This is a genomic window from Algibacter sp. L4_22 (assembly GCF_023473045.1).
Taxonomy (GTDB): domain Bacteria; phylum Bacteroidota; class Bacteroidia; order Flavobacteriales; family Flavobacteriaceae; genus Algibacter.
The window spans coordinates 547,652-559,690 of record NZ_JAMCOK010000001.1; the positions used below are offsets into that span (position 1 = coordinate 547,652).

Genomic DNA, 12,039 nt, shown 5'->3' on the forward strand with positions numbered 1-12,039 from the left:
TAAGTTTTCAGATTCTCATAAAAAAGACGAATTTAGCCATAATATCATTCAACAATTAACTGAATAGATTTTATGGCTTTTCGATTTTTTACAATCTTATTATTTATTAATGTTAGCTTTTGTTTTTCGCAAGAAGCCGATTCCACAGTGGTGCAGCCCCTTCAAATTAAGGATTCGCTTGTTCAGAAAACAATAGTTATTAAAGATTCTTTAATAGATAATACATCCCAAAAAGTAACAGGGATTGATCTTGAGAAAGATAGTATGGCTTTTAAAAATCTGTTAGACGACGTTTATGCAGCCAAAATTGATGAGAAATGGCATGAAGAACTATATAGTAATACGCTTTTCGATTCTATCTACGAATCGGTTACCGAGTTAACTTACGAGCCGGTTGATTATCCAGAGCTATCTACAGAAACCTTAAAAGCGCGTTTAAAAGAATTAGACGCTAGAACGCCTTTTAACGTAGAATATAACGAGTCGCTAGAGAGTGTTATAAAATCTTATTTAAAACACAGGCGCAATCATTTACAGAAGCTAATAACGCTTAGTTCGTTCTATTTTCCAATGTTTGAGCGTGAGTTAGATAATCAAAACATTCCTTTAGAAATAAAATATTTAGCCATTGTAGAGTCGGCTTTAAAACCACGCGCAAAATCTCGAGTTGGAGCAACCGGTTTATGGCAATTTATGTTTGCTACAGGTAAAGAGTACGGTTTAGATGTGAGTAGCTATGTTGATGAGCGTAGTGACCCTATAAAATCTACTGTTGCAGCATCTAAATACTTATCAAAATTATATGGTATTTTTGGCGATTGGGATTTGGCGTTGGCTGCTTATAATTCTGGTCCAGGAAATGTATCTAAAGCTATTAGACGCTCTGGTGGGTATAGAAACTACTGGAATATTAGGCATAATTTACCTCGGGAAACTGCTGGGTATTTACCTGCTTTTTTAGCTAATATGTATATTTTTGAATATGCTGAAGAACACGGTTTTAAACGTTACAAACCGGAAGTTGCATATTTTGAAACTGATACTATTCGTGTAAAACGCATGATTACTTTAGATCAAATATCTGAAGTGACTGATGTGCCTATCGAGAAATTACAGTTCTTAAACCCTTCATATAAATTAGATGTTGTTCCTTTTGTAGAGGGTAAAAATTATAGTTTAAGATTACCGAATGAAGTGATTGGTAAATTTGTTAATAACGAAGATAAAATTTATGAGTTCGTTAAAGCGGAATTTGCAAAACGCGAAAAACCATTACCTCAATTTTTTAAGGCCGATAATAAAACGACGTATCGTGTAAAATCTGGTGATTATTTAGGTAAAATTTCTAGAATGCACGGTGTTCGTGTAAGTGAATTAAAACGTTGGAATGGTTTACGAAGTAACAGTTTGAAAATTGGCCAACGATTAACTATTTATAATAAAAACCCTAATGTTTCTGGGACTTCGAAACCGGTAAAAACAATTAAACCTAAACCTATTTCGGGGCCATTTTTCTACTATACGGTAGCCGATGGTGATTCACTTTGGACTATTTCTCAAAAATTTACTGGAGTTTCTGTTCAAAATATTAAAGATTGGAACGGTATTAGTGGTACTAAACTGAAAATAGGAATGAAACTTAAAATAGCTAAAAGCTAAATTTTAAAAACTAAATAACAATATTATGCGACAAATTATTTTTTCTGCAATGGCTTTAATTCTATTAGTGTCTTGCGGTAATGAGAAAAAAAATGATCAATCTTTGTTACCAGATTCTTCTGGGAATATGAGTCATGTCTCTGTAGTTCTCGGTAACGATTTATGGGATGGTGGTGTAGGCGAGACCATTAGAAACATATTGGGCACACCTATTTACGGGCTTCCTCAAGACGAACCTATGTTTTCTGTTAGTCAGATTCCTGCTTCTGTTTTTTCAGGTTTTGTTACAAAAAACAGAACTATTTTAAAAATAGCACCAAATAAAGAAGCTGGAATTGAAATTACTGATAATGTGTATGCTAAGCCTCAAAAGGTAATTACTGTTTCGGGAAAAACAAGGGAAGAAATTATTAGTACACTAAACGAAAATGCAGATAAAATCATTGAAACTTTTCGTAATACTGAGTTAAGTGAACGCATGCGCCAAATGAGTAAATCGCATCACACGTATACTGCTATTGAAGAAAAGTTAGGTTTAACTATCGATTTTCCTTCTGTTTATATAATAGCAAAAGAAAGCGATAATTTTTTCTGGGTTAGAAAGGAGATTACAACAGGAACCAATAATTTAATGATTTATAGTTTGCCCTATGATGCTATTAAAAGAAACGATAGTGTGGTTAATCAAATTATTAAAGTAAGAGATTCTGTTGGTAAGTTATACATTCGAGGACGTCAAGATGGTGATCTAACCGCAAGTGGAGATAAAATAGAGTCTTATATGGTTACGGAGAACGCGTATACGCCATTTTACGGTGAAACTATTGTAGATAATAAACCAGCCTTAGAAACTAAAGGTTTATGGGACTTAAAAGGTGATTTTATGGGAGGTCCATTTATAAGTTACGTTATTGAAGATGAAATTAATAAACGCTGGGTAGTTGTTGAAGGTTTTGCTTTTGCACCATCGGTAGAAAAGCGTAATTATATGTTAGAACTTGAAGCTATAATTAGATCTGTTAAAATAAAATAGTTGATAAAAAATTGACATAAAAAAAGACCAACATTTATAAAATGTTGGTCTTTTTTTTAACTAAAATTAGTTTTATTTCTTTTTGTCGCTTGCTGGATCTTCTTCTTCTTTGCTGGCATCCTTAAACTCTTTAATTCCGCTACCAAGTCCTCGCATCAATTCAGGTATTTTTTTACCTCCAAATAAAAGTAAAACAATGACTACAATTAATGCTATTTGCATTGGTCCAATCATTCCTAAAAATATGTTTGATAATATCATAACTGTTAATTTTGTTTTGCAAAGTTAATAATTAAACTTAAATAACATCGTTTTAAACATAACTTTAGCATATTGTTAAAGGTGTATTTAAATAGTTGAATTTGTAATTACTTAATAAATTCTATTTATTTTTGTTTTAACATGATAGAGAAAAAGAAAGAACCCAAAAAAATAAAAAGTAAATTACTCGATAAGTATAAATTGGTTATACTTAACGAAAACACGTTCGAAGAGCGCTTGTCCCTTAAGTTAACACGTTTAAATGTGTTTGTTTTAATATCGCTATCTGCTATATTTTTAGTGGCTGTAACGTATACTTTAATAGCATTTACACCTCTTAGAGAGTATATTCCTGGCTATTCTTCAACAGCATTAAAAAAGAAAGCTACCGAATTAAACTACAAAACCGATTCATTGCAAAGGGCTATTTCTGTTAACGAATTGTATTATGCATCTATAAAAAAGGTTCTAAAAGGTGATTTGAGCCCGACGGACTTTAATAAAGATTCAATAATATCGGCGGTTAAGTTGGAGGTAGGTGAGGTAGATTTAAATCCGTCGTCGGCCGATTCATTACTTCGTGAAAAGGTAGACAAAGAGGATAAGTATAATTTATTCGAGTCGGCAACATCGGCTACCAGTTTTATATTATTTCCACCGGTAAACGGTACCATTAGTGATCCTTACAATGTAAAAGAAAAGCATTACGCTGTTGATATTGTTGTTGCGAAAGATACACCTATTAAAGCCACGGCCGATGGTATTGTTATTTTTGCCGAATGGACAGCCAGTACAGGTTACGTTATTATCATTGAGCATAGTTATGGTTTAATTTCTGTTTATAAACACAACGCGAGTTTAACAAAAGCGCAAGGCGATCTGGTTAAGGCTGGGGAGGTAATTGCCACTGCAGGAAATACAGGAGAATTATCTACGGGCCCACATTTGCATTTTGAGCTTTGGAATGATGGTTATCCAATAGACCCAACAAACTTTATAGATTTTAAATAGAATGTTTGGTTTTAGGCAAGTGTTTTACTCTTTAGTTTTAGCGTTGATTGTCATGTCTTGTATAAAACGGTCAAAAAACGAATCATTTCACGAAGCCATCAGTTATCAAAATCTATTAAATAATACTGACTTTTTTAATAATGATTTTGTCGATTTTTATAAAATAAAATATTTGGTAGATACCTTAAATATAGAAGGATTTATAGTTAAGCCAAACCAAAATAAAACAGAAAAATTACCAGCGATAATATTTTGTCGTGGAGGTAACCAAAGTTTTGGGATGTTAAATGGCTATCAGTTAAGAATGATGGGGAATTTGAGTGCAGAAGGTTATGTAGTTTTGGGATCGCAATTACGTGGAAACATGGCTAGTGAAGGTGTTGATGAATTTGGCGGAAAAGATTTGAATGATATTTTAAAATTAATAGAAATTGCAAAGGAATTAGATTTTGTTGATGAAAAAAATATTCATATTTTAGGTTATTCAAGAGGAGGTATGAATACCTATCAAATTTCTAAATTAACCGATAATATAAACAGTATTGCTGTGGTTGGAGCTCCTACTAATAAATTTGAATCTATTAAATTCCGCGAAAGCATGTATCATCAAGTTTATAAGCCGCTTTTTGGAGATACAATTACAAACAAAGAAGCTTATTTTAAGCGTTCTGCCGTATATTGGCATAAAGAAATAAATGAACCAATACTTATTTTGCATGGAACAGATGATAATAGAGTGGCGGTTGAAGAAGCAAAACAACTTATAGATTCGCTTAAAATTTCTGGTAAAACAGATTTTAGCTATAAATTGTTTGAAGGCGGTAATCATACGTTATCAAATTTCGCTGACGAACGTGATAGTTTAATTATTAATTGGTTTAAAACGCATTCAAAATAAATATGTTTTCATTAAAATCTGCATTAGCAAAACCATTTGCAAAGCGTATTTTTAAATCCATTCAAAAATGGAGTAATAATCCTGTGGAAACTCAGGAAAAAGTATTTCAAGATTTAATTGCAAAAGCAGCAGGAACCGAATTTGGAAAAGATCATGATTTTATTAGTATAAACTCTTATGCTGATTTTATTAAGCGTGTGCCTGTTCGTGATTATGAAGCTTTAAAACCGTATGTTGAAAAAGTTGTTGCTGGAGAAAAAGATATTCTTTGGGTAGGCAAGCCTCTTTATTTTGCCAAAACGTCTGGAACTACTTCTGGATCAAAATACATTCCTATTACAAAAGAAAGTATGCCTAGCCATGTGGAAGCTGCTAGAAATGCTATTTTAATGTACATTCACGAAACAGGTAATGCTAAGTTTGTTGATGGTAAAATGATTTTTTTACAAGGAAGTCCTATTTTAACGGAGCAAAATGGAGTGCAATTAGGCCGGCTTTCAGGAATTGTTGCGCATTATGTACCTAAATATCTTCAGAAAAACCGTTTACCATCATTGAAGACCAATTGTATTGACGATTGGGAAACTAAGGTGGATGCTATAGTTGAAGAAACACTGCCTGAGGATATGACTATCATTTCTGGAATTCCATCTTGGGTACAAATGTATTTCGAGAAACTTCAGGAGAAAACAGGAAAGAAAGTCGGTGATATTTTTAAAAATTTTAATTTATTTATATTCGGAGGCGTTAATTACGAACCTTACCGCGCAAAATTTGAGAACCTTATCGGAAGAAAAGTAGATAGTATTGAACTGTATCCGGCAAGTGAGGGCTTTTTCGCCTTTCAAGATAAGCAGAATGAAAAAGGGATGTTACTTCAATTAAATTCGGGTATTTTTTTCGAATTTATTAAAGCTGACGAATTTTTTGATGAAAGTCCAGTACGAATTAGCATAAAAGATGTTGAAATTGGCGTTAATTATGTGATGATAATTTCATCTAACGCAGGACTTTGGGCTTATAATATTGGCGATACTATTGAGTTTACATCAACGAAACCATATCGTGTTATTGTTTCTGGGCGTATAAAACATTTTATTTCTGCCTTTGGCGAACATGTTATTGGGAAAGAGGTAGAGCAAGCTATGCAGGAAGCTACTGCTAATTCGGATATTAGAGTTTCAGAATTTACTGTAGCGCCTCAAATTAGTCCTTCGGAAGGATTGCCGTATCATGAATGGTTTGTAGAATTTGAAAATAACCCTGAAGACCTTTCCGCTTTAGCGAAAAAATTAGATGAGTCATTACAGAAACAAAACAGCTATTATTTCGATTTAATTGAAGGTAAAGTGTTGCAGCCATTAAAGATTACAAAGGTTGAAAAAGATGGTTTCCAAAATTATATGAAATCTATTGGGAAATTAGGTGGGCAAAATAAAATCCCGAGGCTTTCAAATGATAGGAAAATTGTAGACCTATTACAGTAAGAAAATTAATTAAAATAGTAGTACCTTTGACGCACTAAATTAAAATATGAGTAATAAAAAACATCACGAAAGAACGAGAGCACAAGAGAGCTCGAACGCCATTGAAAGGCTATACATTACTATGCGACACTTATTTAACCGAGGTTTCTATAAACCAATGGGTATTTCTGGTGAAACGCTAAGGAGTTCTTTGTTGTTGTTGCGACCTGAAATTTATGGTTCTATTGGCGACGAAAAAGCTGAATTAGAGGGTTTACTTTATGTAATTGATAGATTACCAATTGGTATTGAAGAGTGCATGTTTATCAATTTAACAAGTGATGAGGGTTATGGAGATTCGCATTTTGAATCTATAATTCCACCAAAAAGACGTCGTAACTGTTATCGAATCGATGACGAGCAAATGAATATTGAAATTACACGTGGACGCTCGGAAATTTATGATATTTTAACGCACCTTACTTTTCTTTTTGTTGAGTCTCATAAAATTAGTAGGCGAGTACTAACCAATGAAGAGGGTGAAACCACTCGCGATTGGGTAAAACTTGAAAATACTGTTTTATCTAAAAAGAAACTTAGTAAAGAAGAGCGTGAGGTTGCTATATCGCATACGGCAAATATTTTAGGGCGAACCTTTAAAGAGATTACATCTGTTTATAATGCTTTTGCAACAACTTCACAGCCTGAACGATTGTTACATATTGTATATTGGTTAGGGAAATTAGCTATAGAAGAGTTAATTGGTAACGATAAGCGTACTATTACTTTTAGTCCCGTTTTAAGAGAGCGTATAGGTCACCATATCCATGGTGAAATATGGTCGAATACAATTAAAGAAACCTTACATAGAAATAATTTATTAGAAAGACCGATCCATGTTATTAGTGCAAACATGCACAGTGTTATGAATACGCTTTTTACACCAAATGCTTTAAAATCTATTGTAGCTAAAAAAGATATATTCGATGTTTACGAATCTTTAAGTCATAAAGAAAACGAAAGCTTGCGCAATAAAATTTCTAAAGAAGCGTTGCAAAAAGGGATGTTTTACATCAAAGATACATCGGGTGCTAATATTGATGTCCAAATATTTGATACGAGTAAAATTGATACTTCAAAACTGGATATTCAGGTATCTGAAGCTGTTTTACAAGATAAAAAACCAGTTATTATAGTTATGGACTATGCTTTTGGAGAGCAAGCTTATGAAACTATAGACGAATTATTAAAGCCTTATAAACCAAAAGGAAAAGAAAAGGTACATTTAAATATAGAGTCTTTATCGATTATGGGAAAGGCAGGTATTCTAGAAGGTGGTAAAGGTGATATTATGATACCATCTGCACATATTTTTGAAGGAACTGCAGATAATTATCCTTTTGATAACGAATTGAAAAGAGAAGACTTAGAAGGTAAGGGTGTAAATGTTTACGACGGAGCTATGATTACGGTTTTAGGAACATCGCTTCAAAATAAAGATATTTTAAAGTTTTTTTACAATTCTACATGGAATGTAATAGGTTTAGAAATGGAAGGTGCACATTACCAAAAAGCAATACAAGCCGCATCGAAAGTAAGAGGAAGTATAAGCCGAGATGTAAAAGTGCGTTATGCATATTACGCGAGTGATAACCCTTTAGAAACAGGAGGCACATTAGCATCGGGAGGTTTAGGAGCCTCTGGAGTAAGACCTACATATTTAATTACAAGAACTATATTAGAACAAATATTAAATTAAAATTATGAGTAAAGAGTTACCACAACCAAAACAATCTGAAGAGGTAGATTTAGGTCAGTTATTTAAATTGATAGGCAAAGCTTTCGATAGATTATTTAACTTTATTGGAGGGTTTTTTATTGGGATATTTAAATTGTTTATAAATATCCTTTCTCATTTTTATAAAAGAAAAATTTGGTATGCGTCAGCAGTGATTTTAGGTCTTATTATTGGTTTTGTAATGGATTCAAAGTCTGATAAATCTTATGGGGCCAATATGTTTATTGAAACTAATTTTAATTCGGCGAGACAAGTTTATGAGAATATTAAGCAGTTTAATCAATTAGCGGGTAAAGATAAAGATGTAGTAGAGCTTTCTAAAAGGTTAAATATTACCGAAGAAGAGGCTTCTGCCTTAAAAGGTTTTTATATTGAACCTGATATGGATGAAAATATTATTGCAGAGGAATACTCGAATTATTATAAAAAATTGGATTCTATTTCTAGATTAGAAATGACTTATGATCGGTATAAAGAATCTTTAACACCATATAACTTTAAAACACATCAAATAGGTGTAGCGGCAACGGATAAAAGAATTTATAAGAAAATTGAAAAAGCTTTTATAAAAGAAATTTCTAGCAACAGTTATTTAGAAGAAGTTCTTAAGGTTAATGTTGATAACTTAGATAAACAAGATGATGCTCTTTTAATACAGATAGAAAAAACGGACTCATTAGTAAAAGAGTATTTAAGTATTAGAATTAACGAATCTAATAAAGAAGGCGTTTCGAGTTCTGGAACCAACTTATATATGGGTAATGCTGAATCTGCTAGTTTAATTGTGGATGAGTCTAAAATCATTGAAAAACGTCTTGATTTAGAAGCAGAACGGAGAACGATTAATACTAATAGGGTTGAACAAAAGAATGTTATTAACGTCTTAGCTAATTTCCCGGCTACAGGTTACGATATAAGAAACTGGTACAATAAAATGAAAATTTTAGCACCGTTAGTTATGTTTTTATTAACATTTTCGGTTTTTATGATTATTGGGTTAGGTAAGTATTTAGATAAGGAAAGTAACAAGTAAAACTAATTAAATGACTATTTTAATTACTGGCGGAGCGGGTTTTATTGGGTCTCATGTAGTTAGGTTATTTGTAAAAAAGTATCCAGATTATCATATTTTTAATTTAGATGCATTAACATATGCAGGTAATTTAGAAAATCTTAAAGATATTGAGTCTAGTAATAATTATACATTTATAAAAGCCGATATTACTAATGAGGTCGTTGTTAACGATCTTTTTACTAAGTATAAATTCGATAAAGTTATTCATTTGGCTGCCGAATCACATGTAGACCGTTCGATAAAAGACCCTTTGGCATTTGTTAGAACCAATGTTATTGGAACCATGAATCTTTTGAATGCTTTTAAATTATGTTGGAAAGCCGACTTTAGTAATAAACTTTTTTATCACGTAAGTACAGATGAAGTTTATGGAACATTAGGAGAAACGGGGTTGTTTACAGAATCAACTTCTTATAATCCAAATTCGCCTTATTCGGCATCAAAAGCAAGTTCCGATCACTTTGTTAGAGCGTATGGTGAAACCTATGATATGCCTTATGTTATCACAAATTGTTCAAATAACTATGGTCAAAATCAGTTTCCAGAAAAATTAATTCCTTTATTCATTAATAATATTATTAAAAACAAACCATTACCGGTTTATGGAGATGGTAATTATACTAGAGATTGGTTGTATGTTAAAGATCATGCTACTGCTATCGATTTGGTATTTCATAAAGGAATAAATAAAGAAACATACAATATAGGAGGTTTTAATGAGTGGAAGAATATCGATTTGGTAAAACTTTTGTGCAAACAAATGGATGTTGAACTGAATAGAGAGGAAGGTACTTCAGAAAAATTAATTACCTACGTTAAAGACCGTCCAGGACACGATTTAAGATACGCTATTGATGCTTCAAAAATAAATAAAGAATTAGGGTGGAAACCATCAGTTACTTTTGAGCAAGGTTTAGAAAAAACAATTAAATGGTATTTGAGTAATGAGGATTGGTTGAAGAATGTAACAAGCGGAGCCTACCAATCCTATTATAATAAACAATACAACTAAAGATAAGGGAGATATGAAAGGAATAATATTAGCAGGTGGTTCAGGAACGCGATTACACCCATTAACATTATCGGTAAGTAAGCAACTTATGCCTATTTATGATAAACCTATGATTTATTATCCTCTTTCCACATTAATGCTTGCTGGTATTAATGAAGTTTTAATTATTTCAACACCTAAAGATTTATCGTTATTTAAAGATTTGCTAGGTGATGGTAAAAAGTATGGTTGTAAGTTTGAGTATGCGGTACAAGATGCTCCAAACGGTTTAGCAGAAGCTTTTATAATAGGAGAAGAGTTTATCGGTAATGATAAAGTGGCATTAATTCTAGGTGATAATATTTTTTATGGCACTGGATTAACACAGTTATTACAAGCTAATAACGATCCTGATGGTGGTATTATTTATGCATATAGAGTGCATGATCCTGAACGTTATGGTGTTGTAGAATTCGATAAAAATGGGCATGCTATTTCAATAGAAGAAAAACCAGAACACCCTAAATCGAACTATGCTGTTCCTGGTATTTATTTTTACGATAATTCTGTTGTAGAAATTGCGAAAAATATAAAACCAAGCCATAGAGGTGAATTAGAAATAACAGACATCAATAGAGCGTATTTAGAGCAAGATAAACTAAATGTTAGTATATTAGATAGAGGAACCGCTTGGTTAGATACAGGAACCTTTCAATCGCTTATGCAAGCATCACAATTTGTAGAAGTGATTGAAGAACGTCAAGGGTTAAAAATTGGCGCTATAGAAGGTGTTGCCTTCGAAATGGGGTATATTAATAAAGAAGAATTTAAAGCCTTAGCAGAACCATTATTAAAAAGTGGATATGGTAAAAACTTGTTAGGCTTATTGTACAATAAGTAATGAAAGCTATAGAAACTAAATTAAAGGGGTGTTTTGTTTTAGAACCCAATATCTTTAAGGATAATAGAGGTTATTTTTTTGAAAGTTTTAATGAAGCAACTTTTAATGAGCTTATTGGTCAAAAAGTTAATTTTGTTCAAGATAATGAGTCCTTTTCATCTAAAGGGGTATTAAGAGGTTTACATTATCAAACAGGAGAATATGCACAAGCTAAACTGGTTCGTGTTGTTAAAGGAAGTGTTTTAGACGTAGCTGTAGATTTAAGAAAAGAGTCTGTAACATTCGGTCAATATTTTTCAATTGAATTAACAGAAGAAAATAAAAAGCAATTATTTATTCCTCGTGGTTTCGCACATGGTTTTGTTGTTTTAAGTGATACTGCGATTTTTTCGTATAAATGCGATAATTTTTATAATAAAGCTTCAGAAGGAGGTATTCTTTTTAATGATCCAACATTAAATATTGATTGGGTTATGCCAGAGGAAAAGCTTATTGTTTCTGAAAAAGATTTGATTTTACGAACCTTTAACGATTTATTCAAATAATTATTAGAGTATTAGTATTGAGGTCTACAAGTCAATTAGGTAAAACGATAGAAAATTGTATCTAAACAACAATTAAGGTATTGAATTTATATTTACCTCTAAATCGAAATTGGATATTGCAAGTATTAACTCAATACAAAATATATTTAAAACAGAACAATGCGAGTACTGTATTAGTTGTGCGGCATATACTAATGTTTAGCAAGCTGAAAAAATACTAAAAGTGGCTTTTGAGGTAAAAGCAGAAGTTGTTAAGAGGCTTTATAAAGTCTGTAAATAATTTTGTATGGTTTCAATTTGTACTTCAACAGATTATGTATTTGATGGAGATAAAGAAATAGACTATATACGCGAAGACTGACCTAATTCAATCAATGAATATGGAAAGTTAAAATTGCAAA

At 32.1% G+C, this 12,039-nt stretch carries 11 protein-coding genes; 10 read left to right on the forward strand and 1 reads right to left on the reverse strand.

Features of this window, described 5'->3' with window-relative positions; genetic code table 11:
• Window positions 1-72 precede the first annotated feature (72 nt).
• Window positions 73-1,659, forward strand: a complete 1,587-nt coding sequence (locus M4I23_RS02365; RefSeq protein ID WP_249753303.1) for a lytic transglycosylase domain-containing protein — start codon at window positions 73-75, stop codon at window positions 1,657-1,659.
• Window positions 1,660-1,684: 25 nt separating this feature from the next.
• On the forward strand, window positions 1,685-2,692 hold the full coding sequence (locus tag M4I23_RS02370) for a DUF4837 family protein (RefSeq protein ID WP_249753304.1): 1,008 nt from the start codon (window positions 1,685-1,687) through the stop codon (window positions 2,690-2,692).
• Window positions 2,693-2,764: 72 nt separating this feature from the next.
• On the opposite strand, the gene M4I23_RS02375 is transcribed toward M4I23_RS02370, so the two are convergent.
• Window positions 2,765-2,953, reverse strand: a complete 189-nt coding sequence (locus tag M4I23_RS02375; RefSeq protein WP_158846498.1) for a twin-arginine translocase TatA/TatE family subunit — start codon at window positions 2,951-2,953, stop codon at window positions 2,765-2,767.
• Window positions 2,954-3,094: 141 nt separating this feature from the next.
• On the opposite strand from M4I23_RS02375, the gene M4I23_RS02380 reads away from it, so the two are divergent.
• From M4I23_RS02380 to rfbC, 8 genes are read left to right on the forward strand one after another with little or no spacing between them, the layout of a single operon-like run.
• Window positions 3,095-3,964, forward strand: a complete 870-nt coding sequence (locus tag M4I23_RS02380) for a M23 family metallopeptidase (RefSeq protein ID WP_158846500.1) — start codon at window positions 3,095-3,097, stop codon at window positions 3,962-3,964.
• 52 nt (window positions 3,965-4,016) lie between these two features.
• Complete coding sequence (locus M4I23_RS02385) at window positions 4,017-4,862, forward strand: S9 family peptidase (protein ID WP_249753305.1); 846 nt, start codon at window positions 4,017-4,019, stop codon at window positions 4,860-4,862.
• A 2-nt stretch (window positions 4,863-4,864) separates the two neighbouring features.
• Entirely contained in the window at window positions 4,865-6,349 is a 1,485-nt protein-coding gene (locus tag M4I23_RS02390) for a GH3 auxin-responsive promoter family protein (protein ID WP_249753306.1), read from the forward strand.
• Window positions 6,350-6,395: 46 nt separating this feature from the next.
• Complete coding sequence (locus M4I23_RS02395; RefSeq protein ID WP_249753307.1) at window positions 6,396-8,087, forward strand: hypothetical protein; 1,692 nt, start codon at window positions 6,396-6,398, stop codon at window positions 8,085-8,087.
• 4 nt (window positions 8,088-8,091) lie between these two features.
• A complete protein-coding gene (locus M4I23_RS02400; protein WP_249753308.1) occupies window positions 8,092-9,159 on the forward strand; it encodes a hypothetical protein in 1,068 nt (355 codons plus the stop codon).
• Window positions 9,160-9,169: 10 nt separating this feature from the next.
• Complete coding sequence (rfbB, locus tag M4I23_RS02405; RefSeq protein ID WP_249753309.1) at window positions 9,170-10,213, forward strand: dTDP-glucose 4,6-dehydratase; 1,044 nt, start codon at window positions 9,170-9,172, stop codon at window positions 10,211-10,213.
• Window positions 10,214-10,226: 13 nt separating this feature from the next.
• Entirely contained in the window at window positions 10,227-11,093 is an 867-nt protein-coding gene (gene rfbA / locus M4I23_RS02410) for a glucose-1-phosphate thymidylyltransferase RfbA (protein ID WP_249753310.1), read from the forward strand.
• The gene (rfbC, locus tag M4I23_RS02415) at window positions 11,093-11,638 is read left to right on the forward strand and encodes a dTDP-4-dehydrorhamnose 3,5-epimerase (protein ID WP_249753311.1); all 546 of its coding nucleotides are present in this window, start codon (window positions 11,093-11,095) and stop codon (window positions 11,636-11,638) included. The genes rfbA and rfbC overlap by 1 nt, the downstream gene beginning before the upstream one ends.
• Window positions 11,639-12,039: the final 401 nt, after the last annotated feature.

Coding starts and splice junctions, on each gene's coding strand:
- M4I23_RS02365 (WP_249753303.1), top strand. CDS start 73: ATGGCTTTTCGATTTTTTACAATCTTATTATTTATTAATGTTAGCTTT.
- M4I23_RS02370 (WP_249753304.1), top strand. CDS start 1,685: ATGCGACAAATTATTTTTTCTGCAATGGCTTTAATTCTATTAGTGTCT.
- M4I23_RS02375 (WP_158846498.1), bottom strand. CDS start 2,953: ATGATATTATCAAACATATTTTTAGGAATGATTGGACCAATGCAAATA.
- M4I23_RS02380 (WP_158846500.1), top strand. CDS start 3,095: ATGATAGAGAAAAAGAAAGAACCCAAAAAAATAAAAAGTAAATTACTC.
- M4I23_RS02385 (WP_249753305.1), top strand. CDS start 4,017: ATGTCTTGTATAAAACGGTCAAAAAACGAATCATTTCACGAAGCCATC.
- M4I23_RS02390 (WP_249753306.1), top strand. CDS start 4,865: ATGTTTTCATTAAAATCTGCATTAGCAAAACCATTTGCAAAGCGTATT.
- M4I23_RS02395 (WP_249753307.1), top strand. CDS start 6,396: ATGAGTAATAAAAAACATCACGAAAGAACGAGAGCACAAGAGAGCTCG.
- M4I23_RS02400 (WP_249753308.1), top strand. CDS start 8,092: ATGAGTAAAGAGTTACCACAACCAAAACAATCTGAAGAGGTAGATTTA.
- rfbB (WP_249753309.1), top strand. CDS start 9,170: ATGACTATTTTAATTACTGGCGGAGCGGGTTTTATTGGGTCTCATGTA.
- rfbA (WP_249753310.1), top strand. CDS start 10,227: ATGAAAGGAATAATATTAGCAGGTGGTTCAGGAACGCGATTACACCCA.
- rfbC (WP_249753311.1), top strand. CDS start 11,093: ATGAAAGCTATAGAAACTAAATTAAAGGGGTGTTTTGTTTTAGAACCC.